The sequence below is a fragment of the Oscillospiraceae bacterium MB24-C1 genome (genome assembly GCA_030913685.1).
Lineage (GTDB): Bacteria > Bacillota > Clostridia > Oscillospirales > Ruminococcaceae > Yanshouia.
Window position 1 is genome coordinate 2735302 of the sequence record CP133187.1, and the last position, 23195, is coordinate 2758496.

A 23195-nucleotide genomic window follows, 5' to 3' on the forward strand; every position below is an offset into this window, starting at 1 on the left:
ACTATTGTATAATATTCGTGTTATCCTTTAACAGGATAAATACTCCTGCCTAGGGCGTTGGGAGGGAATAGTAAATGTCAGAAATTCGTGTTAAGGACAACGAGTCGTTGGATAGTGCTCTGAGAAGATTTAAGAGACAGTGCGCAAAATCCGGAGTTCTTCAGGAAGTGCGCAAAAGAGAGCACTACGAGAAGCCCTCTGTAAAACGCAAGAAAAAGTCCGAGGCTGCAAGAAAGAGAAAATTCAAATAATAATTTGAAATTCTGCAGGGTAGGAGGGCTTCTTCCTGCTCCGCAAGTAAAAATCCCCGCCGTTTGTATAAAACGGCGGGGATTTTTATTTATCGCCAGAACTAAATAGGCGTGTATTAAAGCACTTGGTTAGAGACATCTGGACTATACTCGAGAATATCGCCGGGCTGACAGTCTAGAACACGGCAGATGGCTTCCAGCGTAGAAAATCGTATAGCTGAAATTTTTCCGGTCTTGATGTTTGAAAGATTAACATTAGAGATACCCACTGCCTGAGCCAACTCGTTTAACGACATCTTTCGGTCAGCCATCACGCGGTCCAGTCTTAAAATAATAGGCATATCTCTCCCCCTTAAAGCGTTTCATCCGATTGTTTTTGCAGCATACTGCCATAATCAAAGAAACGACATATAAAATGCTACTGTTTTGTGCTTTGATTATAGCAAAAGCAATACCATATCCCAATAAAAAAACAATTATAAACGATAAATATTTAATATAAAAGGATATAATTCAACAACTCTACCCGCCGATACATATGGGGTTTTATTAACAGATTGCAGCATTTTGCAGAATAATGGAAACTTAGTCTATTGAACAAACTAAAAACCATCAGAGACAGGAGGAACAAGATGACGCGTAAAAGAAAAAAGAAACGCTTTACTTCGTTTTTAATTATAATTACCGGCATTTTATTTTTACTGACAGCCGTCGGTAATCCGGTGGTGTTGTATAACAATCACCGACTTAAACGAGCGTTAACCTCCCTTGATGCACAGACGGTGACTTTAAATGAGGTTGTTCCGTTTAGATGGGATGTGGTCTACACCTTTGATGCCTATCTTTCAAAAGGAGAAATGGAAAAAATTATCGGTTTTAAAAGCGCTAATCTGCAAGAAATGGTAAATAGTGGCATGGTTCAGCTGGTCTTTGTCAAAGGGCGTTCCGTGGTCGGCAGCGTTTGCAGCTATGCAGATGTTTTGGGATATTATATCCAGTTTGAGCCGGGCGAAGGGTATTATTCCAAAGTCGAGTTTAACGATCACGCAGATTTTGACATCGAAAAGCGAGATGGCATTATTCGATTATATTATGCTGATGCGCCGGCCTATTAGCGCCTTGGTTAAGAACCGTTCTAAGGGTTTGCACTCAGGCATATAAAAGCGGGGAAGGGTAACACCCTTCCCCGCGCAATTATAATATGTCAGCCCTTAGGCATGGTCAAGTCATTATCGGTTAAACCGTCCTTGGCCAGCATACTTTCCAACACACTGATGTCAGACGAGATATCCAGCACATCTTTTTCAAACAGCAGGTCAAGCTGCCGCTCGAAGCCTAAAACAAGATGGTCAAGAATGCTTTCAATGTCGCGCATGGCGGCCTGCAAATTTTCTCCGCGTACGCCCTGCTCTTCAAACTGCTCGTAGGCGGTTATAATCTTGAGGGTGGTTGGCAGATAATAGCTCATAAAAACGCCGATTTTGCGTTCCTTTGCTGGGTCACGCTCGACAGCTTCCAGAATAAGCGCGGTAATTTCCTCAATTCGCCGCACCTTTTTCGAGACTGATTCGTCGGCGATGCGCTTGTTTACCATACGGATTTTCGCGAGCATATCCCGGCGCGAATCTGGTTGTGCACCATCGTTATCAGACTTGTCGGAAATAGGCTTGTCCTCAAGCGCAGTCAGATCCACGCCCTGAGCAGAAACGACGAGCAACTTGCGGGCGTGGTCGATATAACCACCAGGAAACAGCCCTTTATCGAGATGGCGCTGCAGCTCCTTGACCAGCTGTGGATAAGTTACGCCCAGCGTTGCAGCCATATCGGCTAGCTTCATAACCTTGCGTGTGCCGACTACATTGCAAAAGCGAATTTTTTTGGCCTCCTGCAAGGCCATGCTGCGGGGCACCATCAGAAAACAGCCGCCGGAGACAACCGCTAGCCCCGAAATGATGAACGCCGCCACAGTGTCTGGAACGGAACCTCCGCCGAATATACTGGCAAGTCCCAAAAACGAAGATAGGCTTCCAACGGCGATCATACCAATTCCCAACGCGCCCAATGCTGTATACCACCACGGTTTTTTAACACCGCTGATATTGGCGGCTGACTGCGTAGCGGGCCTATCCTCGGCGGTGTGCTGGGGCACAGGCTGCTGTGGGGCAGGGGGCGGCGCAGCTTTCTGACGCTGCGATGTGTTTGGCACGCCAGCGGGCGGTGTTTTAGGCTCATAAGGAACATATTCACCGTAAATTTTTCCGTCCGGCCTCTTTACACGTTTGGGCGGAATCCGTTTTTGCGGACGTTTCGATTCCGAAACAGTTTTCCAAATCAAATAGACGGCAACCGGCCACAGCCCGATCGAAAACAGCACCACGATGGCGATAATCCGCCCGACAGGCAGGTCATCGGGCTTTTTTGGATTTGGTTCAATAGGAGAATAATAGCTCATAAATGCACCACACTTTAATGTTGGTTCTAATTATATCGTATATCGTCACATACTAATATACAATCAGTTTAAGAATCAAAATGCCTGTTTAAATTCATCATCTTGATCAGGTACTAGTATAGCATGTTTGCAAAAATAAACAAACCGCAATATTTGTATTTACGACAAAAATGCTTTATAATGTTGCTATCTGCAAGGAGGCATGACATGAGCATTTTTTACCCGCATGAGCGGTATCCTACTATTCTGGACGTTTCACCCAAGACACTGGCTTTAGCCGGTTATCGCGGTGTGATTCTCGATGTTGACAATACGCTGACCACGCACGACAATCCCGTCCCGTCCGACGGCGTTTTAGCGTGGCTGGAAGAGGCGCGGGCTGCGGGATTAAAGCTTATCATCCTCTCAAACAACTCGCCGACGCGGGTCAGTCTGTTTGCAGACCTGCTTGGGCTTGAATTTGAATCGAACGGCAGAAAACCGTTGCCCACCGGTTATCGCCGGGCGCTCTCTCGGCTGGGGCTCGAACCCAGAGAAGCAGTCGCCATAGGCGACCAGATTTTCACCGACGTACTCGGCGCACGTCTAGCGGGAATTTACTGCATCTTCGTCAACCCGATAGAACCCGAGCACACCCGATTTTTCAGATTCAAGCGTTGGCTTGAACGCCCGATTCTTTCGGGCTTTGAAAGGAGAAGGCGACATTAATAACATATCAACGGCGCGCTTTGGCCCTGCGGGTAGCGCCGACAGTTTTGCTGCAATGGGCTATAAAAAGACCGAGCAGATGCCGGAGTATCTGACCAAGATGGGGCTCAACGCCTTTGAATATCAGTGTGGACGCGGTGTGCGTGTCAATTCAGGTATGGCCGAAAAATTTGCGCGGCTGGCGCAAGAGGCCAACATTGCCATTTCGTTGCATGCGCCCTATTATATATCGCTTTCGTCGGTTGAGGAGGAAAAGCGGCGCAATTCGGTGGAGTACATTTTGCAATCTGCTCGCGCGGTGAAGCTTTTGGGCGGCAACCGCATCGTTGTACATTCCGGGTCCTGCGCGAAAATGAGCCGAGAAGAGGCGCTTGCTCTGGCGTGTGAGGCGATGGGTTGGGCTATTGCGGCACTCGATGCCGAAGGGCTCTCCGATGTACGCATTTGTCCCGAGGTGATGGGCAAACTAAACCAGCTCGGTACGCTCGAGGAAGTGATGGCGCTGTGTCGTCTTGACGAGCGCATGCTACCCTGTGTCGATTTCGGACATCTGAACGCCCGCACTTTTGGGGGCTTAAAAACCTTCGACGATTTTAAAGCGGTGTTCGACACCATAGAAAACGCGTTGGGGAATGCACGCCTAAAAGAATTCCATGCACATTTTTCAAAGATAGAATATACTGAAAGCGGCGGAGAAAAACGACATCTCACTTTTGAGGATACCGTTTTCGGGCCGGACTTTGAGCCGCTTGCTGAGTTGATGGTGCAAAGGGGCTGCTATCCGACTGTAATCTGCGAATCGGCCGGCACCCAGGCTGAGGACGCCAGATGGATGCGCACATATTATGAAAAAATATTGGCTCAGGGGGCGGAAAAGTTATGATCCAACAGCGGTTACAGCGGCTGCGGCGTGAGCTGCCGGAACAGGTTGACGCGGCGCTGATTATTTCGGATGTCAACCGCCGATATTATACCGGCATGGCTTCCAGCGCGGGGACGCTGCTAGCGATGCGTGACCAAGCTGAGCTAGTTATCGACTTTAGATATATCGAAAAGGCTAAAGCGGTCGCTCAGGGCTGTACAGTGACGCTGCAGCAGCGCGAGATTTTCAAGCAGATGCGTGCAATTGTAGAAAAGCATGGCGTCAAAACCATCGCGGTGGAAACGCAGCACATGACCGTCTCGGAATTTGAAGGCTGGAAAAAGGCGCTGCCCGGGGTGACGTTCCTCTCGGGTAAGCTGCTGGACGATATCATCCTGTCGCACCGTTCGGTCAAAACCGCCGAGGAACTTGTCACCATGCGCCAGGCGCAGGCCATCACCGACCGCAGCTTCACCGAGCTTTTAAACTTTATCCGCGCGGGCAGAACCGAGCGTGAGGTGGCCAGCGAGCTGGAGTATATCATGCGCAAATTCGGTGGCGATGGTCTCGCGTTTGACACGATTGCCGTCTCGGGCAAAAACAGCTCGATGCCGCACGGCGTCCCAACAGAAAAACCAATTGAACCGGGCGACTTTCTCACGCTGGACTTTGGCGCGCTCAAGGACGGCTACTGTTCCGACATGACCCGCACTGTGGCGGTTGGGCATGTCAGCGACGAGCAGAAAAAAGTTTACGATGCAGTGCTAAAAGCGCAGAATAAGGCGTTTGAAGTCATAAAAGCCGGGGCAAGCTGTAAAATGATAGACCACACGGCGCGCAGCTTTATTGAGGATGCGGGCTACAAGGGGTGCTTTGGTCATGCGCTGGGGCATTCGCTCGGGCTTGAAATACACGAGGAGCCGCGCTTTTCGCCGATGACCGAAACGTTTGCCGCGGCGGGCAATGTGCTGAGTGTGGAACCGGGCATCTACCTAGAGGGCAAATTCGGCGTTCGCATTGAAGACGTAGTAGTCGTCACCGAGGTGGGCTTTGAAAATCTTACCCACAGTCCGAAACAGCTTATCATCTTATAAAATTTTCAAGAAACCCGTTTCAATACTTGAAAAAAGTGTCTTTTTAGGCTATTATTAGGTACATATGCAAGAGAGTTATCTCAAGGAGGAGCAGCTATATGATTTCAGCAGGTGAATTTAGAAACGGCGTAACCTTTGACATTGACGGCAATGTCTTTCAGATTATTGAATTTCAGCACGTCAAGCCGGGTAAGGGTGCCGCTTTTGTTCGCACCAAGATCCGCAACGTAATTTCCGGTTCGGTCACCGACCGCACCTTCAGCCCCAGCGAGAAATTCCCGACCGCTTTTGTCGAGCGCAAGGACATGGAGTATCTCTATAACGATGGCGGGCTTTATTATTTCATGGATTCCGAAACCTACGAGAACATCCCGATCAACGAGGACAAGCTTTCGGACAACTTTAAGTTTGTCAAGGAGAATGTTACCTGCAAGGTTCTCTCCTACAAGGGTGTAATCTTCGGCGTTGAGCCGCCTAACTTCCTTGAGTTGCAGGTCGCTCAGACCGATCCTGGCTTTAAGGGCGATACCGCTACCAATGCTTCAAAGCCCGCTACCCTTGAAACCGGTGCAGAAATTCGTGTTCCGCTCTTCATCAACGAGGGCGACATGATTCGCGTCGATACCAGAACTGGCGAATACCTCGAGCGCGCTTAATGCTTTTACAATATAAATTTTAAGGAGGATGACCGACATGACTGTTACTGAAAGAGTTGCATACCTTAAGGGTCTTACCGAGGGTCTTGATCTTGATACTTCCAGCAAGGAAGGAAAGCTGCTCAACGCGATCATCGACGTGCTTGATGACATTGCGTTTGAAGTCAGCGACCTGCAGGAGGTTGTCGGCGAACTCGGCGAACAGATCGACATGATTGACGAGGACCTTGATGGACTCGAAGAGATTGTTTATGACGACGAAGAGTACGACGATGACGACTGTGACTGCTGCCAGGACGGCGATTTGTACGAAATCGTATGCCCGAGCTGCGGCGACAGCATTTACCTCGACGAGGATATGGTAGAAGAAGGCGAGATGGATTGCCCTAATTGCGGCGAGCATCTTGAGTTCGACTTCGACGAGGATGAAGACGAAGAGGGCGAGACCGAAGGCGACGAGTAAGCCGCGCTTTTGTTTCATCTGAAAACGCACAAAAAAGCGGCTTCTCAATTTATTGAGAAGCCGCTTTTTCTCGGTGAGGGAGTGTGGTGGGTATCGGTATTAAAAGGAATGCGCAGAGTCTGAAAACGCTGCGTTTAAACTGGAAAAGCTGCCTGGATTTATTCTTTCCACCACGATGCGCCGTCTGCCGTGAGGTGACGCCCATTGGGACAGCACTTTGCCCCGAGTGCATGCAGCAGCTGCCGGAAAAGCTTTGCGCCGCCAACCGCTGCCCAGTCTGCGGAAAGCCTGTTGACAGTTGCGTCTGCCGAGAAGTACCTTTTTATTTTTCTCGCGGCGTTTCTGCTTTTTGCTATGAGTCGGATACACATTATTTAATCAATTGCCTCAAAATGCAGCCGCACAGCCCGGCGTTGGAGCAGGCCGCAAGCTTGATGGCCGAAGCCTTTGTGATTTTTGGCTTGGCTGAAGCTGGTCACTTTGATGCAGTGACCGAGGTGCCGATGAGCGCCGAAAACATAGAAAAGCGCGGGCATAATCAGGCCAGAACGCTGGCGGAAAAGCTGGCGATACGGCTGAATATAGACTATTTACCATCTCCGCTGATCTGTGACGCAAAAAAGCAGGCACAGCATACCCTTTCATTTACTCAGCGGTTTGAAAACGCGCAAAAGGGCTATCATAGGCAAACGGGGGCAACTTGTTTCGGACGCATTCTGCTCGTTGACGATGTGATGACCACCGGTGCCACACTTGACCGCTGCGCGCAGCTTTTGCGCCAATGTGGTGCCACGGAGGTCTGCTGCCTGACGGCTTCCACTACGTTGCGGCGGGGGGATATGCCGGAGTTGTTGTGAAGTGCAGTCAAAAAGACGCCGAGAACAACGCACTACCACCATAAAAAGTCAGCCGCATGAATCTCATGCGGCTTCTTTGATGAATGCATCAATAAATATATGACATAATCATAAAAAACAAGACGATAAGCGCCAGCATCATTCCGAATCCTATTGCGAGTGCCCAGATGATGTTTTCAGGCATGGCAAGCCTACTTTCCGTCAGAAGTTTAAAGTATAAAGCCGGTAATCAAGCCGGCTTGAATCATCTATTCGTCGGTTGCTGTATCGTGGGCTCATAAAGATTATTTAAAATTTTAATAATTAAAAAACCTTCAAAATCCGCATCACAATGCAGAATTTGAAGGTTTCTTTGGTGGACGCACCCGGGCTCGAACCGGGGACCTCTTGCGTGTGAAGCAAGCGCTCTGACCAGCTGAGCTATGCCTCCGAAGCTTAATAAGTATAGCATATTTAAAAAATGATGGCAAGTCCCATAATAAAAAAAGTGCAAAATTTTTCAGCATAATTTTGAGACTTTTATTGCGCATAGGCGCATTTTCTGTTATTATAAACGTTTGTAGGATATAGAAATCGTAGTAGAAGCATGGGGGATTATACCTTGTCAAAATTAGAGCATGAAATCAAGCGGCGCAGAACATTTGCGATTATCTCGCATCCTGACGCCGGTAAAACCACCCTCACAGAAAAATTTCTGCTTTATGGCGGCGCTATTCAGCTGGCCGGCTCAATTAAGGGCAAAAAGGCTGCGCGACACGCTGTTTCAGACTGGATGGAGATAGAGAAGCAGCGCGGCATCTCGGTCACTTCGTCGGTTATGCAGTTTGAATATGAGGGATATTGCATCAATATTCTCGATACCCCGGGACATCAGGATTTCTCTGAAGACACTTACCGCACCCTGATGGCAGCCGACTCAGCCGTGATGGTCATTGACGCTTCAAAGGGCGTTGAGAACCAGACTCGGAAGCTCTTTAAGGTTTGCACCATGCGCCACATTCCGATTTTCACCTTTATTAACAAGATGGACCGCGACGCCCGCAGCCCCTATGAGCTGCTTGAGCAGATCGAGGAGGAACTGGGCATCGAGACCTATCCGGTCAACTGGCCGATCGGCTCTGGGCGCGATTTTAAAGGCGTGTTCGACCGGCACCGCCGCGAGATTATTGCGTTTACTGCCAATAGTGGCGGTGCGCGTGCGGTGGATGCTACTGAGTTGGAACTTGACGATGCGCGGCTGGGCGAAATCCTCGGCGAAGAGCTGCACAGCACCTTGCAGGAGGATATTGAGCTGATCGACGGGGCAGGCGTAGAATTTGACCAGAAGCGGGTGGATTGCGGTGAGCTGACGCCGGTGTTTTTCGGTTCGGCGCTGACCAACTTCGGCGTAGAACCGTTTTTGGAGGATTTTCTGCGCATGACCAGCCCGCCTCTGTCGCGCACTGCCGACATCGGTGTTGTAGATCCTTTTGAAGATAAGTTTTCGGCCTTTGTGTTTAAAATTCAGGCCAACATGAACAAGGCGCACCGCGACCGCGTCGCATTTATGCGCATCTGCTCCGGGCGGTTTGAAAAGGGTGCCGATGTACTGCATATTCAGGCGGGGCGCAAGCTCAAGCTTTCGCAGCCGCAGCAGATGATGGCGCAGGATCGTGAAATTGTTGAAGAGGCTTTTGCGGGTGATATCATCGGCGTGTTTGACCCGGGCATCTTTTCCATCGGCGATACGGTCTGCGCCCCATCCCGGCCGGTGATCTTTGAGGGCATCCCAACTTTTGCGCCCGAGCATTTTGCGGTCATTACTCAAAAAGACACGCTCAAACGCAAGCAGTTTGTCAAGGGCATGAGCCAAATTGCGCAGGAGGGTGCCATCCAGATTTTCCAGGAGCCGGGAACCGGTATGGAGCGCGTCATTGTGGGTGTGGTCGGCGTGCTGCAGTTCGACGTGCTTGAGCACCGGCTGCTTCATGAGTATGGGGTTGAAATCCGACGCGAAAATCTACCGTACCAATATATTCGTTGGCTGACCAATAAGGAAATGGACCCCAAGAAGCTGCAACTCTCGTCCGATACCAAGCGCATACAGGATTTAAAGGGCAACAACCTGCTGCTGTTTGCCAACAGTTGGAGTGTGCAATGGGCGCTTGATCACAATAAGGGGCTTGAACTGGCGGAGTTTTCAAAAAGCTGATTCAAGTGATCATATTCATAAATCAATATGCAAAACGCGTCTTGAAGCGGAACTTCGCTTCAAGACGCGTTTTTACGTTTTAGGATAGAGAGTATGGTCTTTAAAAATATCAAATGCCGGATGATGCTACGTTTTTAAAAAAATTCAAACTAAACTACACCAACACAGGCTCGCGGTTATCAGTGGTTTGTGTCTGTCCCAGCTCATGGTCAAGACGCTCTTTAGCAACAGCCAGCATCAGCTTGATGCGGTTTTCTTGATTGACGCGGGTGGCTGAAGGATCATAGTCAATCGCGACAATGTTCGAAATATTGCCATATAATTCGCGTAGTCGGTGGATCATGCCCTTGCCGCTGATGTGGTTGGGCAGGCAGCCAAATGGCTGTGCGCAGACGATGTTGCCGTAACCGTGCTCGATCAGCTCGACCATTTCGGCGGTGAGCAGCCAGCCCTCGCCCATCTTGTTGCCATAGCCGATGATGTCCTTGACCAATGCCTTGAGATGATAATAAGGAGATGGCGCGGTGAATTGCGGATGCTTTGACAGTACGTCGAGCATGATGCGTTCCATGCGCAGTAAAAGCTTCATAAATCCGCTAACAGCCAAATATTTCATGCAGTTACCGCCGTATAGCTTATGATCCTCAAGACGGTTGTCCACTTTGAACAGCATAAAATTCAACAGGCCGGGTAACATGATCTCGCAGTCCTGCGAGGCTAAAAACTCCTCAAGATTGTTGTTGGCGAGCTTTGAATATTTGACATAGATTTCACCGACAATGCCGACCTTGACCTTGGGGGTGTGGGTGATTCGTATCTGCCCAAAATCGGTGGCAATGCGTTCAAGATTATGCTTCATTTGGGTCAGGTTTAGGCCGTTTCCAGCTTTAAACTGACGGGTCAACTCGGCAATCCACCGCTTGATCATGCCGTCGGCGCTGCCCTTGTCGTCCTCATAGGGGCGAATTTGGTTCGAAAGCAGCATGAGCATATCCCCATAGATCAAGGCGGCGATCAGCTTTCTGATCATCGGCAGCGTCACCTGAAAGCCCGGGTTTTCCTCAAGGCCCGAAAGGTTAGCCGAAATGACTGGCAAATGGCTGTACCCAGCCTTGACAAGCGCCTTGCGCAGCAGATGTATATAGTTTGACGCACGGCAACCGCCGCCGGTCTGGCTCATCATTAGCGCAGTTTTGTCCAGGTCATATTTGCCACTGTTTAATGCGTCTATCAGCTGGCCTATGACCAGCAAGGCGGGATAACAGGTGTCGTTGTGGACATATTTTAAGCCCTCTTCAACCACCTGATGGCTGCAGTTTTCAAGAATTTCGATCTTGTAACCGGCATTGCGCATCACGTTGCGAATTAACTCAAAATGAATCGGGGCCATCATGGGAACTAAAATGGTGTAGTCGCGTCGCATTTCTTTAGTAAAGATAATGCGACTGGGTTGTTGCGATTGGGGTTCATGCATGGCAGCTACCTCCTGCTGCAGTTTGTACATTTTTTTGATCGACCGCGGCAAACAGGCTGCGCAGTCTTATTTTAACAGCACCCAAATTGGTTATTTCGTCGATTTTTATCTGAGTATAAAGCCTCCCCTCGTCCTCTAGCAGAGAACGCACTTCATCTGTTGTGATGGCGTCGATGCCACAGCCAAACGAAACCAGCTGCACAAGGTGCATGTCGGGTTGATCTTTGATATATCGGGCGGCGGCATAAAGCCTCGAGTGATAGGTCCACTGGTTTAAGACATTGACCGGGAATTTTGGCACACGGTCGCTGATGACATCCTCCGAAATAACCCCGACCCCAAAGCTGGTGATAAGATTGTCGATACCGTGGTTGATTTCCGGGTCGATATGATATGGTCTGCCCGCCAGCACAATAATGGGGCTACCGTTTGCGCGGGCCTCTTGGATGATGGCTTCGCCGCGTTCGCGGATGCGTGCAAGATAAACATCCTGTTCAGCGTAAGCGGCTTTTGCAGCATTTTGCACCTCAGACAGCGTGATATTATCGTCGGGGAAATAATCGGTCAGTATTTTGTGCATTTTCTTCGGGAACTCATATGGTCGGTGAATGCCGACGTAATCCTTAATAAAGGTGGCGCTGCGCAGGTCGGGCATGTTCGCACCGATGACCTCGGGGTAATAGGCCACAACCGGGCAGTTATAGTGGTTATCCCCCAAATTTTCGTCGAGATTGTAGCTCATACAGGGGTAAAATACGGTTTTAATTCCGTTATCAATCAGTGTTTGCACATGCCCGTGCATCAGTTTGGCGGGAAAGCAAACGGTATCCGACGGAATGGTGCTCTGTCCGAGCAGATAGATCTCACGGTCGGAGAGCGGCGAGGTCACGATTGAAAAGTCAAGCTGTGAGAAAAACGCGTGCCAAAATGGCAGCAGCTCAAACATATTGAGCCCCATTGGAATACCGATTACACCACGTTTAGCCTGTGGATTAGGTCCGTAGGCTTTTAATAGCTCGAGCTTATAATTGTAGATGTTCAGCGCATTAAAATTGTGGCGGTTGGTCACGGGGCGTTCGCACCGGTTGCCGCTGATGTATTTGCGTCCGCCAAAGAAAGTGTTGATGGTCAGATGGCAATGGTTTTCGCATAGGCCGCAGTTTATGTCCTTGATATTGTGGATAAAACTTTCCAGCTGTGCCAGCGTGGCAATACTGCTTTGACTCTTGGGGTGCGATTGGGCATAAAGCGCAGCGCCGTAGGCGCCCATCAACCCGGCAATGGTCGGGCGAACCGCTTCAAGCTTCATTTCCTGCTCAAAAGCGCGTAGCACAGCATCATTTAAAAAGGTGCCGCCTTGAACAACGACGTGCCGCCCAAGTTCCTCGGGCGAGGAGGCACGGATAACCTTATATAGAGCATTTTTGACAACGCTAATCGAAAGACCTGCCGAGATGTTCTGGATGGAAGCGCCGTCCTTCTGTGCCTGTTTGACCGAGGAATTCATAAACACGGTGCAGCGGCTGCCCAGATCGACGGGGCGGTCAGCAAACAGGCCAAGTCTGGCAAAATCCTCAACGTTGTAGCCTAAGGCGTTCGCAAAGGTCTGCAAAAATGAGCCGCAGCCCGAGGAGCAGGCCTCATTTAAAAAGATGCTATCAATAATGCCGTTTTCAATTTTAAAGCATTTAATGTCTTGACCGCCGATATCAATAATGAATTCAACATCCGGCAAAAAATGTTGCGCCGCCGCAAGATGTGCAGCGGTTTCAACGATGCCGTAATCTAGCGAAAATGCATTTTTAATAAAATCCTCACCGTATCCGGTGGCTGTGGCACCCGCAATGGCGATGCGGGGATATCGAGTATAGAAATCGATTAGAAATTCACGCACAACCGGAACGGGGTTACCCTTGTTGGGTTGATAAACACTGGACAAAAGACAACCCTCGTCATCGATAACCGCCAGCTTGATCGTTGTGGAGCCGGCATCAACGCCAAGAAAAGCCCTGCCGGTGTAAGCGGCGGGGTCGGCTTCCTCAATGGTGCATCGGCTGTGGCGCGCACAAAAATCACTGTATTGCCGATCGTTCTCAAATAACGGTTCAATAAAATGATACTGCCCCGTATGTGATAGATTGCCCAGCAGATGTAACGCCTTTTGCGGTTCGATAGCTCGGTCGGCACAAAGCGCCGCGCCAATCGCGACATAATAAAGAGAGTTCTCAGGGCAGAGGCCAGTAACCTTTAAAGTGCTGTCAAAGCTTTTTCTCAGTTCGGATAAAAAGGTGAGCGGGCCGCCTAAGTAGATGACGTTACCGGTGATGGGGCGACCCTGTGCCAGCCCCGCGACGGTCTGGTTGACAACTGCCGAAAAAATGGAGGCAGCGATATCATCATGGTTTGCGCCTTGATTGAGTAGCGGCTGAATATCGGACTTGGCAAACACGCCGCAGCGCGAAGCGATGGTATACAGGCGCTGGGCACGCGCGGCATAATCATTCATCTGCTGTGGTGTAATATCCAATAAAGTCGCCATCTGATCAATAAATGCCCCGGTGCCGCCGGCACAGGAGCCATTCATGCGCACCTCTAGCCCATTCTTCAGGAATAGAATTTTAGCGTCCTCGCCGCCCAGCTCAATAGCCGCATCGGTTTCGGGCAGACGGTTGCGCAGGGCAACACGGGTCGCGAAAACTTCTTGCACAAAGGGAATGCCGCATTTTTCGGCCAGTCCCATGCCCGCAGAGCCCGAAATTGCTAGCACGAGACCGTCTTGTAGAGCAAAATTTTGGCGGACTATGTTGATGAGCTCGGTTGTTTTTTCTGCAATTTGCGAATAATGGCGCTCATACGAATGATAGACAATATTGTCATTCGTATCGAGCACCACACACTTTATAGTCGTAGAACCTATATCAATACCAATTTTCACTTGTTTCACCCACACATTGTGTTATGCTGAAAGATTAAAGCATCAAAGCTGTCAAATTAGGGATTAGTCACGAGTTGCCTTTGAAGTATCTATAGCATAGAAGCTTTGTGTCAGGATGTCAATATCTATAAAACTGATACATATTTAATGGGAAAACGTGTGACGTTTCTTTTTAGGACCTATTGCGGCAATACACTGAACAAGATATGAACGGAAAGTGTAAAGGCGCACAAAGGCCTTGGCAGCATGCCAAATATGGCGGAAACCCTGTGAAAAAGGCGGTTTGTGCAGGAAATTATGCACAATGACGAAATAATGCACTTATTTCTGTGAATATGAAATTTGAGGACTACAACTGTACTTGCGTAACGAACAAGTGAATTTTAATAATGAAGGAAATTGCATATCGGTTGCAAAAAAACGAACGAAATAAAGCGGAATTTTAATCTGATACAGAAATATGAAGCTAAAAATGAAGGGAGGGTCAAGTAATTTAACATATTAATGCATTAAAATTTTTTACACAAAAAGGCAAAAAATGGGCTTAATGGTTATTAATTATAGTAAAATATACATTTTAATGAATATTGCAAAAAACTATAAAAAGCTTTTATAATAAAGGAAATAAACAAATACTCAAAAACAATAATACAGAAAATATACATAAAAGCTAAATATATTGTAATTTTATTCATTTTGTTCATGATTTAGCCCAAAAAACTTGCCAATTATTTACCCCTGTGCTATACTGTAAACACTAATGGCGGTTGACATTTTTTTATCTAAAATCAAAACCGCACATAATGCAAGTTGAATGGGAGGAAATTTCATGAAAAAGTATTTGGCAATTTCCATGGCGCTGGCACTTGTGCTGGTGCTCGCAGCCTGCGGCGGCACATCTTCTGCTCCGGCTTCGTCGGCTGCTCCGGCACCGTCGTCCGCAGCACCCGCACCGTCTGAAGCACCCGCAGGGCCGACGATTGATGGTGACTTCATCATGGCTACCGGCGGCACTTCCGGCACCTATTACGCTTTTGGCGGCGTCATCTGCCAGGTAATCAACGGTGCAACCGGCTCGAACATCACCGCGAACTCCACCGGCGCTTCTGTTGAGAATATCCGCCTGCTCGAGTCCGGCGATGTTGATTTCGGCATCGTTCAGACCGACATCATGGCCTATGCCGTTGGCGGCACCACACTTGAGACTTTTGATGGACAGCCTGTCAACAATGTTAAGGCAGTCGCATCCCTCTATCCTGAGGTTGTTCACTGCGTGACCACCAATATGGACATCAACACCATTGCCGACCTCAAGGGCAAGGTTGTCTCGATGGGCGCTCCCGGTTCGGGCACTCGTGCAAACGCTGAGCAGTTCCTCGAGGCCTATGGTCTGACTGCTGCCGACGTTCAGGTTCGTGACCTCTCCTTTGCAGAGTCCGGCAGTGCGCTTCAGGATGGCACCATCGACGCAGCGTTCGTCGTAGCTGGCGCCCCTAACAGTGCGATCACCGAGCTTTCTGTTTCCAAGCCCGTCAAGATCGTTTCTATCGGCGATGCTGAGCGTGCCGCCATGATCGAGAAATATCCTTTCTATGCCGACTACACTGTTGGCAAGGACGTTTATAAGACCGAAGCCGATGCGACCACCCTTGCTATCAAGGCTGTTCTCATTTGCCGTGCTGAGCTGTCCGATGACGACGTTTACGCTTTCACCAAGGCGCTGTTTGAGAATCAGGCCGATCTGGCTAGCGCACACGCCAAGGGCACTGAGCTTTCTAGTGAATCCGCTATGATCGGCATCGTTCCCGGAAATGTACACCCCGGCGCCGCGAAATACTACACTGAGATTGGCGTTAAGGTTCCGTAAGGAAAACCTAATCCAGATATAATCTTGGATATTAAAAAGTATGTACGCGGGCGGGCGAGAGCCATCTCGTCCGCCTGCGTTCTTCTTAGCGTCATTATCTTGTTATTGTTGTTGCCCTTACTCCCGCCCAGTCTTGTGGTATCTTCTGAAGGAAAAGTCCGTTATGAGAAGATTATCACATCTACCGAGTGTGAAGTAGGATTCAGGCATTCGGTCAACAAAGGGTTGATTCGCGAGGTGTACCGCCTAGATCCTAAAAACAAGCTGATCACGTTGGAGGAAGGTTATTTTCAAAGCTATGGTGCAGGTATGATAGATACCATTTATGAAACTGCCGATATGAATTTTCGGCAGGAGGGTGATTTTTACATTTTGGATTTTAAACCGGAGTGGAAAGCATCTATCGGATATATAGGGGGGAATATCGCCGGTCATATATTTAAATACGGCGATGATACAGTTGAGATCGGGAAATTATACCCGAAACAGCCGTTTTCAATTTCGATATCACGTCGCAGCGTTTTAAAAAGGCTGCTGCGGCTTACCTAAACGTCGATTCCTTGCACAAATAATAATGTATACAATCAATCGATCTTCGACCGCACAGGTCGGAAAGGGTGAAAAAACTTGCTTTTCAAAAAGAAAGTAAAACCGGAGGATATTGATTTATCAACTCTGGATAGAGAAAGCGCTTATAGAACTTTTACGGGGTGGCAGAATACTGTTATCACCATCATCCTCATCTGCTTTACCACGTTTCAGCTTTATGCTTCGATTTTTCAGCGCGTGCCTCAGCAGCAGGTTCGGTACATACATCTTGGCTTTGCGATCGCATTAGCCTATTGGCTCTATCCAGCATCTATCAAATTTAGTCGCACTAAGCTTAATGTTTTCGATCTGCTTTTTGGTTCAGCGTTTGTCGGCGTTGTTGCCTATTGCGTTTTTAATTACGCCGAGCTTTTAAAGCGTGCCGGTCGTTTTAACGATACGGACATGTATGTCGGTGTTATAGCTATCATTTTGATTATTGAAGCTTGTCGACGTGTTGTTGGCGTACCGATTGTTATAATTGCGACGCTCTTTATTTTCTATGCCCGCTTTGGTGCTTATATGCCAGGCTTTTTGCGCCATCGCGGCTACACCTCGAAGCGCATTGTTACCCATCTGTTCTACACAACCGAGGGTATTATCGGTACCCCTATCGGCGCCTGTTCAACTTTTATTTTCCTATTCATCATGTTTGGTGCATTCCTCGAAAAGACCGGCATCGGCCAGTTCTTTATCGATATCGCCAATGCGCTGGCCGGTTGGGCGGCCGGTGGACCTGCAAAGGTTGCAGTTTTGTCCTCCGCGCTGCAAGGTACGGTTTCGGGCTCTTCGGTTGCTAATACCGTTTCTACCGGCTCATTCACCATTCCTCTAATGAAGTCGTTAGGTTATAAGCCTGAATTTGCGGCGGCGGTTGAGGCTGCGGCTTCCACTGGCGGTCAGATCATGCCTCCCATCATGGGCGCGGCGGCCTTCCTGATTTCCGAGGCTGTCGGTATCAACTATCTTGAAGTTGCAAAAGCGGCTGTGGTTCCTGCTGTCTTATACTTTTCCGGCATCTGGATCATGGTACACTTTGAAGCCAAGCGTCTGGGCTTAAAGGGCATTCCGCGTGAGCAACTACCTAAGGCCGGCGCTTTGATGAAGGAGCGCGGACACCTGATTATTCCGTTGGTTTCTATCATCGTGCTGCTGGTTATGGGCTTCACCACCACTCGTGCTGCGCTGTTCGGCACGCTGGCTTGCATTATTGTTCCTTTCCTGCGCAAGAACACCTGGGTTCCTATTAAGGATGTTGCGTCGGCTTACCCGAATGCGGCGCGCAATATTATTTCCGTTGCCTGCGCCTGCGGTGTTGCCGGTATCATTGTTGGCGTTGTTACGCTGACCGGATTGGGCCTGAAGCTGGGTGAAAGCCTTGTTTCGCTCACAGGCGGCAACCTCTTCCTAACCCTGTTCTTCGCGATGATAACTTCCATTGTCTTGGGCATGGGCGTTCCCACCACCGCAAACTATCTGATCACTTCGACGATTGCTGCGCCGATTTTGGTTAAGCTGGGTGTTCCGGTCTTTACCGCACACATGTTCTGCTTCTATTTCGGCATCGTGGCGGATATCACGCCTCCCGTTGCGCTGGCGGCCTATGCCGGTTCGGCTATTGCCAAGAGCGATCCTTTCAAGACGGGCGTCAACGCCTCCAAGCTGGCTATTGCGGCCTTCCTTGTACCGTATCTGTTTGTATTCAATCCGAACATGATCTTGATTGGCGCAACACCACTAAACATGGTTCAGATTGTTGTCACTTCGCTGATTGGCATGTTGGGTATCGGTACTGGCCTTACCGGTTACTTCCTGACTGATGCACGTTGGTATGAGCGTATTGTGCTTGTCGCTGGCGGTTTAGGTATGCTTATTCCGGGCGGCATCACCGACATTGTTGGATTTGCTGCATTGGCTACTATCGCTTTCTTGCAGCATTCGCGTGTTAAAAAAGCCGCTATCGTCTAAAGTTATTAAAACTTAAAACTGAAACGGTGCGGTCGTTAAGACCGCACCGTTTTAAAAAGCACGAGGCCGCGTATTTTAACGCGGCCTCGTGCCAGCTAAGCAAAAGCAAATGATTTGACAAATGAAAAAGCCAATATCGGGTTGCTGGGGCAACCCTTGAGAGAGCTTTCCCATAAGAACCTATTGCAGCAGCGTTTCACAGCCTTTAGAGCATCGGTTTAATGAAGCTAAACCTTTGAAGCACTTGAACTTATAAACGTCACCTTATTTAAATTTAAGCCGGTCACTGTGCTATCCCAAAAGGCTCAGCGTGGATTTTCAGGACATGGGGCGGTGAAGGCGTAGCTTGCGGGCGTAGATCAGCCGCATCAACGAAGAGACTGCGACTATGCCAAGCGTCAACGCGCCGGTGATGGTCAGCGCATGCAGCCCGACCGAAAGGAACAGCTCGTTTTTACCGTTGAGCGCATGAAGCATCGCCTCATAAATCAGACCGCCCGGTACCAGCGGAATTAGCGCGGGAACCAGATAGATGGTCACAGGCGCGCGCTGGACGCGTGCCATTACCTCGGCATACAGGGTTATGGCTGCGCTCGCCATGCAGTATTGTGCTAAATCGCCGCCCGACTCAGCCAAGAGAAAAAAGAGCCAACCAATGCCGCCGCCGATAGCGGCTGTCCACAGCTTGAGGCCCCGCAGATTAAAGAAGATGCCAAAGCCTAAAGCGGCCAGAGAAGCACATAATATACTCATTTTTATCACCCCACAAAGCCGCGCCAGACGGCGAGAGAGCACATGACACCGATGGCGATGCCGGCGGCAATGACGGTGGCCTCGGTGCCCTTCATCACCCCGGTGACCAAATCACCGGCAATAAGGTCGCGCATCGAATTGGTCATGGCCAGTCCTGGCACTAAAAGCATCAACGTACTGATGGTGACGACGGCGCTGTTTAAGGTGGGCCAAAGCTGTGCTGCAACGGTGGCCGAAAGCGCAGACACGGCCCCGCCGATAATGTTGTTAAGCAGCAGCCCACCGCCCAGCTTTTCCATCACCGCGCCCACCCAGCGCACCAGAATCCCGGCGGCTGTTGCAATAACTGCCTCAGGCAGGCCCCCGCCAAACAAGATGGCAAAGGCACCGGAACTTAAACCCGCTGCCAACAGTTGCTGCGGCAGGGTGTAAGCCGGACGCTGAGCAATAACCGACAATGCCTGAATAATTTCCTGTTCTTCGGGCGTCTCGGTACAAATACGCCTGGCCAGCGCATTAAGCGCGTCGACGCGGTCAAGATTAATATCACGGTAGTATACACGCCGGGTTTTAGTAAAGGTCTTGCCGCCCTGATCGGTGATGGTTACCACCAGACTGGCGGGTATGGCAAATACATCCGCTTGCGCACCATAAGCCGTGGCTATACGGCAGATAGTATCTTCAACGCGATGTATTTCGGCGCCGTGCGTCAACAGCAAAAAACCTATTTCTGAGGCCATGTCGTTTAGTCGTCTAATATTCATAAGCACCCCCAAAGGATGTTATAATGTACGATGAAAAGGGGAAATAATTTCCCGCAAAATGACCGTAGCGCTGTCTACCATTTTAAGATAGAGCAGTATTTTGGTCTAATTATAACGCGAAGATGGCAAAAACGCCAGTGCGAAGTTGATATTTGATAAAAAAATGGATAGACTCAATAAAAAACTGCAAGAATCGCTGCATAAAAACTTCTCATACAGAAATCTCTTTTTAATAACTTAGTTTGTTTCGACAGTATTAGAAACAATCTGCCGATTATTATTAGACAATATAATCACAATGCAAAAATGCCATTATAATACTGCAATTTTTCCGTCAAGGCACTATACAACCTTGAAAAGATGAGGTATAATCATAACCAATATAAGGGGAGAAGAGGTGCGCAAAGATGCAAAGAACAGAAATTAGAACTCTTTTTTTAAACCCGCAGCAATTTGAAAATCAAACGATAACGGTCTGTGGGTGGGTCAAAACGCTGCGTCACTCAGGCGCAATCGCCTTTGTCGAGCTTTCTGACGGCGGTAGTTTTAAGTCGCTTCAAGCGGTTGCGGCCGAGGATGAACTGGCGAATTTTGATGAACTGATTCATCAAAATGTAGGCGCTGCGCTCGTTATAACCGGTACACTGTTGCTGACGCCCGGCGCCAAGCAACCCTTTGAGCTACGCGCGAAGACTGTCACGGTCGAAGGGGCTTCTGCACCGGAATATCCGCTTCAGAAAAAGCGGCACACCCTTGAATATCTGCGTACCGTCGCGCATCTGCGCCCCCGCACGAATACGCTTTCTGCGGTGTACCGCGTTCGTAGCGTGGCGTCGTTTGCTATCCACCGCTTTTTTCAGGATCACGGCTTTATTTATTCACACAGCCCGATCATCACCGGTAGCGACTGTGAGGGGGCGGGTGAGATGTTCCATGTCACCACGTTGGATATACAAAATCCGCCAAGAACCGAGGATGGCACAGTTGATTATTCGCAGGACTTTTTTGGAAAGCCTACAAGTCTGACTGTATCGGGACAGCTTGAGGCAGAGGCTATGGCCATGGCCTTTGGCAAGGTGTACACCTTCGGCCCGACCTTTAGAGCAGAGCGTTCTTTCACGGCACGTCACGCTTCGGAATTTTGGATGATCGAGCCGGAGATCGCTTTTGCCGACCTCGAGGATAATATGCAGCTTGCCCGCGATATGATTAAGGCGGTACTTGCAGAGGTGCTAGAAAAGTGCCCTGACGAGATGAAGTTCTTCAATGATTTTTACGATAAGAATCTGCTTTCACGGCTCAATGCCATTATCACCTCGGACTTTGCGCAGGTCACCTACACCGAGGCGATCGGCATTCTCGAGGCGGTTAAAGATAAGTTTGAATATCCGGTGTTTTGGGGCTGCGATCTGCAGACCGAGCATGAGCGATATTTGGCAGAGCAACATTTTGGCCGCCCGACCTTTGTCACCGATTATCCCAAGGAGATCAAGGCGTTTTATATGCGCATGAACGACGACGGCAAAACCGTTGCCGCTATGGATTTATTAGTGCCCGGCGTCGGCGAGATTATCGGTGGTAGCCAGCGCGAAGAGCGTTTGGATGTTCTTCTTGCCCGTATGGCAGAATGTGGCCTTCCTACCGAAGATTATGAATGGTACCTTGACCTGCGGCGTTTTGGATCGAATCGGCACGCCGGCTTTGGCCTTGGATTTGAGCGCCTGATCATGTATATCACCGCCATTAGCAATATCCGCGATGTGCTGCCGTTCCCGAGAACGCCGGGCAGTGCAGAGTTTTAATCTGGAACAGGCGGGAGCAGCCCAACGTCCCGGTGCTGACCTCGTTTGAATATAAAAATGTATCCTGCAATTAACGCACATATAATTTGTTTGCTAACAAGGAGGAAAATGTTATGAAGGCTTACCAGCAAATGAACAGGGAAGAGCTTCTCGCCGAGAAGGCCCAAATGGAGGCGGCGCTGGCCGACTACAAGGCAAAGGGATTAAAGCTGAATATGGCGCGCGGAAAGCCGGGCGCAGAACAGCTTGATCTGAGCATGTCAATGCTTGATATTCTCAATTCCAAGAGCAACTGCAAGACCGAGAGTGGAGTCGATTGTCGAAATTATGGTGAGCTTTCAGGCATAGACGAAGCTAAAAAGCTTTTTGGCACATTTATGGGTGTTTCGCCGGAAGAAACGATCGTTGTCGGATCTTCGTCACTGACCTTTATGTATGACTGCATGGCGCGCGCGATGCTCAAAGGCACTGTTGATTCCGACAAGCCCTGGTGCAAATACGACAAGGTCAAATTCCTATGCCCTGTGCCAGGCTACGATCGTCATTTTACCATCTGCGAATTTCTCGGCATTGAGATGATCAATATCCCGCTGACCGAGTGGGGCCCCGACATGGATCTGGTCGATAAGCTCATTGCCGAGGACGACAGCATCAAGGGCATGTGGTGTGTACCGAAGTATACCAATCCGCTTGGTGGCACCTATTCAGATGAGGCGGTCAAGCGTATCGCTGCGATGAAGCCCAAGGCCAAGGATTTCAGAATTTTCTGGGATAACGCCTATGCGCTGCACTATGTCTATGAGGACACCAAGCTGCTCAACATTCTTGAGGAATGCAAAAAAGCTGGTAACCCCAACATGGTGTATATGTTTGGGTCCACATCCAAAATCACCTTCCCGGGCGCGGGCGTAGCATTCATGGGCGCCTCCAAAGAGAACGTCGACTTCACCTTAAAGCAGCTTAACGCGCAGGCGATCAGCTGGGATAAGATGAACATGCTGCGGCATGTCCGCTTCTTTAAGGATATTGACGGCATCCGCGCTACTATGGATAAGCATGCGGCCATTCTACGCCCGAAGTTTGACGCGGTGCTCAGTGCATTGCAGGCAGAGCTGGGCGGGAGAGGCGTTGGCGAATGGGTCAAACCGACAGGCGGTTACTTTGTCACCTATATGGCGCCCAAGGGCTGCGCCAAGCGCATTGTTGCGCTCTGTAAGGATACCGGCGTGGTGCTAACCAATGCGGGTGCTACCCACCCCTATGGCAAGGACCCTGACGACAGCTACATCCGCATTGCGCCTAGCTTCCCAACTCCCGCGGAACTGTCGCTTGCGATGGAGATTTTCTGTGCCAGCGCGCGCTTAGCCACTATCGAAAAGCTGCTTGGATAAAACAAAATGTTTTCTATTGCCCCCGCTGCCAAAAGCGGGGGCGCTGCTTTTATTTAAGACTTACTGAAATTACTGCGACTTTAACCCGCGGGTGCGAGTCCACCTTATAATGCGAGAAA

Annotated in this window: 20 protein-coding genes and 1 tRNA gene; 14 read left to right on the forward strand and 7 right to left on the reverse strand. The window is 49.4% G+C overall.

Annotated features, from left to right (window positions below):
• Positions 1-74 precede the first annotated feature (74 nt).
• On the forward strand, positions 75-251 hold the full coding sequence (gene rpsU / locus RBH76_13110) for a 30S ribosomal protein S21 (GenBank protein WMJ83655.1): 177 nt from the start codon (positions 75-77) through the stop codon (positions 249-251).
• A gap of 116 nt (positions 252-367) precedes the next feature.
• Here rpsU and RBH76_13115 read toward each other — a convergent pair whose 3' ends face one another.
• The gene (locus RBH76_13115) at positions 368-592 is read right to left on the reverse strand and encodes a helix-turn-helix transcriptional regulator (protein ID WMJ83656.1); all 225 of its coding nucleotides are present in this window, start codon (positions 590-592) and stop codon (positions 368-370) included.
• 291 nt (positions 593-883) lie between these two features.
• Between RBH76_13115 and RBH76_13120 the strand changes: the two genes are divergently transcribed.
• The gene (locus tag RBH76_13120; GenBank protein WMJ83657.1) at positions 884-1366 is read left to right on the forward strand and encodes a hypothetical protein; all 483 of its coding nucleotides are present in this window, start codon (positions 884-886) and stop codon (positions 1364-1366) included.
• A gap of 89 nt (positions 1367-1455) precedes the next feature.
• Here RBH76_13120 and RBH76_13125 read toward each other — a convergent pair whose 3' ends face one another.
• Positions 1456-2703, reverse strand: a complete 1248-nt coding sequence (locus RBH76_13125) for a 5-bromo-4-chloroindolyl phosphate hydrolysis family protein (GenBank protein WMJ83658.1) — start codon at positions 2701-2703, stop codon at positions 1456-1458.
• 207 nt (positions 2704-2910) lie between these two features.
• Here RBH76_13125 and RBH76_13130 point away from each other — a divergent pair, with 207 nt between their 5' ends.
• The 6 genes from RBH76_13130 to RBH76_13155 all read left to right on the forward strand — a co-directional run bounded on the left by RBH76_13130 (position 2911) and on the right by RBH76_13155 (position 7343).
• The gene (locus tag RBH76_13130; GenBank protein ID WMJ83659.1) at positions 2911-3411 is read left to right on the forward strand and encodes a YqeG family HAD IIIA-type phosphatase; all 501 of its coding nucleotides are present in this window, start codon (positions 2911-2913) and stop codon (positions 3409-3411) included.
• A 55-nt stretch (positions 3412-3466) separates the two neighbouring features.
• On the forward strand, positions 3467-4294 hold the full coding sequence (locus RBH76_13135; GenBank protein ID WMJ85237.1) for a TIM barrel protein: 828 nt from the start codon (positions 3467-3469) through the stop codon (positions 4292-4294).
• On the forward strand, positions 4291-5367 hold the full coding sequence (locus RBH76_13140) for a Xaa-Pro peptidase family protein (protein ID WMJ83660.1): 1077 nt from the start codon (positions 4291-4293) through the stop codon (positions 5365-5367). Before RBH76_13135 ends, RBH76_13140 begins: the two co-directional genes overlap by 4 nt.
• Before the next feature lie 98 nt (positions 5368-5465).
• Positions 5466-6023 carry an elongation factor P gene (efp, locus tag RBH76_13145; GenBank protein ID WMJ83661.1) on the forward strand — a complete coding sequence of 186 codons (558 nt, stop codon included), beginning with the start codon at positions 5466-5468 and terminating at the stop codon, positions 6021-6023.
• Between the two features lie 37 nt (positions 6024-6060).
• Positions 6061-6486 carry a hypothetical protein gene (locus RBH76_13150; GenBank protein WMJ83662.1) on the forward strand — a complete coding sequence of 142 codons (426 nt, stop codon included), beginning with the start codon at positions 6061-6063 and terminating at the stop codon, positions 6484-6486.
• Positions 6487-6572: 86 nt separating this feature from the next.
• Positions 6573-7343 carry a double zinc ribbon domain-containing protein gene (locus RBH76_13155; GenBank protein ID WMJ83663.1) on the forward strand — a complete coding sequence of 257 codons (771 nt, stop codon included), beginning with the start codon at positions 6573-6575 and terminating at the stop codon, positions 7341-7343.
• 353 nt (positions 7344-7696) lie between these two features.
• Here RBH76_13155 and RBH76_13160 read toward each other — a convergent pair.
• Positions 7697-7773, reverse strand: a tRNA-Val gene (locus RBH76_13160).
• 156 nt (positions 7774-7929) lie between these two features.
• Here RBH76_13160 and RBH76_13165 point away from each other — a divergent pair.
• Positions 7930-9534, forward strand: a complete 1605-nt coding sequence (locus RBH76_13165; protein ID WMJ83664.1) for a peptide chain release factor 3 — start codon at positions 7930-7932, stop codon at positions 9532-9534.
• A gap of 154 nt (positions 9535-9688) precedes the next feature.
• Here the strand turns inward: RBH76_13165 and RBH76_13170 are convergent, their stop codons facing one another.
• Together RBH76_13170 and RBH76_13175 are read right to left on the reverse strand one after the other, a co-directional pair.
• A complete protein-coding gene (locus RBH76_13170; protein ID WMJ83665.1) occupies positions 9689-11008 on the reverse strand; it encodes a 2-hydroxyacyl-CoA dehydratase in 1320 nt (439 codons plus the stop codon).
• A complete protein-coding gene (locus tag RBH76_13175; GenBank protein WMJ83666.1) occupies positions 11001-13943 on the reverse strand; it encodes an acyl-CoA dehydratase activase-related protein in 2943 nt (980 codons plus the stop codon). The genes RBH76_13170 and RBH76_13175 overlap by 8 nt, the downstream gene beginning before the upstream one ends.
• A gap of 829 nt (positions 13944-14772) precedes the next feature.
• On the opposite strand from RBH76_13175, the gene RBH76_13180 reads away from it, so the two are divergent.
• From RBH76_13180 to RBH76_13190, 3 genes are all read left to right on the forward strand, one after another.
• A complete protein-coding gene (locus RBH76_13180) occupies positions 14773-15810 on the forward strand; it encodes a TAXI family TRAP transporter solute-binding subunit (protein ID WMJ83667.1) in 1038 nt (345 codons plus the stop codon).
• 24 nt (positions 15811-15834) lie between these two features.
• Entirely contained in the window at positions 15835-16359 is a 525-nt protein-coding gene (locus tag RBH76_13185) for a DUF1850 domain-containing protein (GenBank protein ID WMJ83668.1), read from the forward strand.
• Between the two features lie 78 nt (positions 16360-16437).
• A complete protein-coding gene (locus RBH76_13190) occupies positions 16438-18366 on the forward strand; it encodes a TRAP transporter permease (GenBank protein ID WMJ83669.1) in 1929 nt (642 codons plus the stop codon).
• A 318-nt stretch (positions 18367-18684) separates the two neighbouring features.
• Here RBH76_13190 and RBH76_13195 read toward each other — a convergent pair whose 3' ends face one another.
• Positions 18685-19119, reverse strand: coding sequence for a threonine/serine exporter family protein (locus RBH76_13195; protein ID WMJ83670.1), 435 nt, complete (start codon positions 19117-19119; stop codon positions 18685-18687).
• A 5-nt stretch (positions 19120-19124) separates the two neighbouring features.
• Entirely contained in the window at positions 19125-19883 is a 759-nt protein-coding gene (locus RBH76_13200) for a threonine/serine exporter family protein (GenBank protein WMJ83671.1), read from the reverse strand.
• A 407-nt stretch (positions 19884-20290) separates the two neighbouring features.
• Between RBH76_13200 and asnS the strand changes: the two genes are divergently transcribed.
• Together asnS and RBH76_13210 are read left to right on the forward strand one after the other, a co-directional pair.
• Positions 20291-21685, forward strand: coding sequence for an asparagine--tRNA ligase (asnS, locus tag RBH76_13205; protein ID WMJ83672.1), 1395 nt, complete (start codon positions 20291-20293; stop codon positions 21683-21685).
• A 113-nt stretch (positions 21686-21798) separates the two neighbouring features.
• Positions 21799-23076 carry an aminotransferase class I/II-fold pyridoxal phosphate-dependent enzyme gene (locus RBH76_13210; GenBank protein ID WMJ83673.1) on the forward strand — a complete coding sequence of 426 codons (1278 nt, stop codon included), beginning with the start codon at positions 21799-21801 and terminating at the stop codon, positions 23074-23076.
• The last annotated feature ends 119 nt before the right edge of the window (positions 23077-23195 follow it).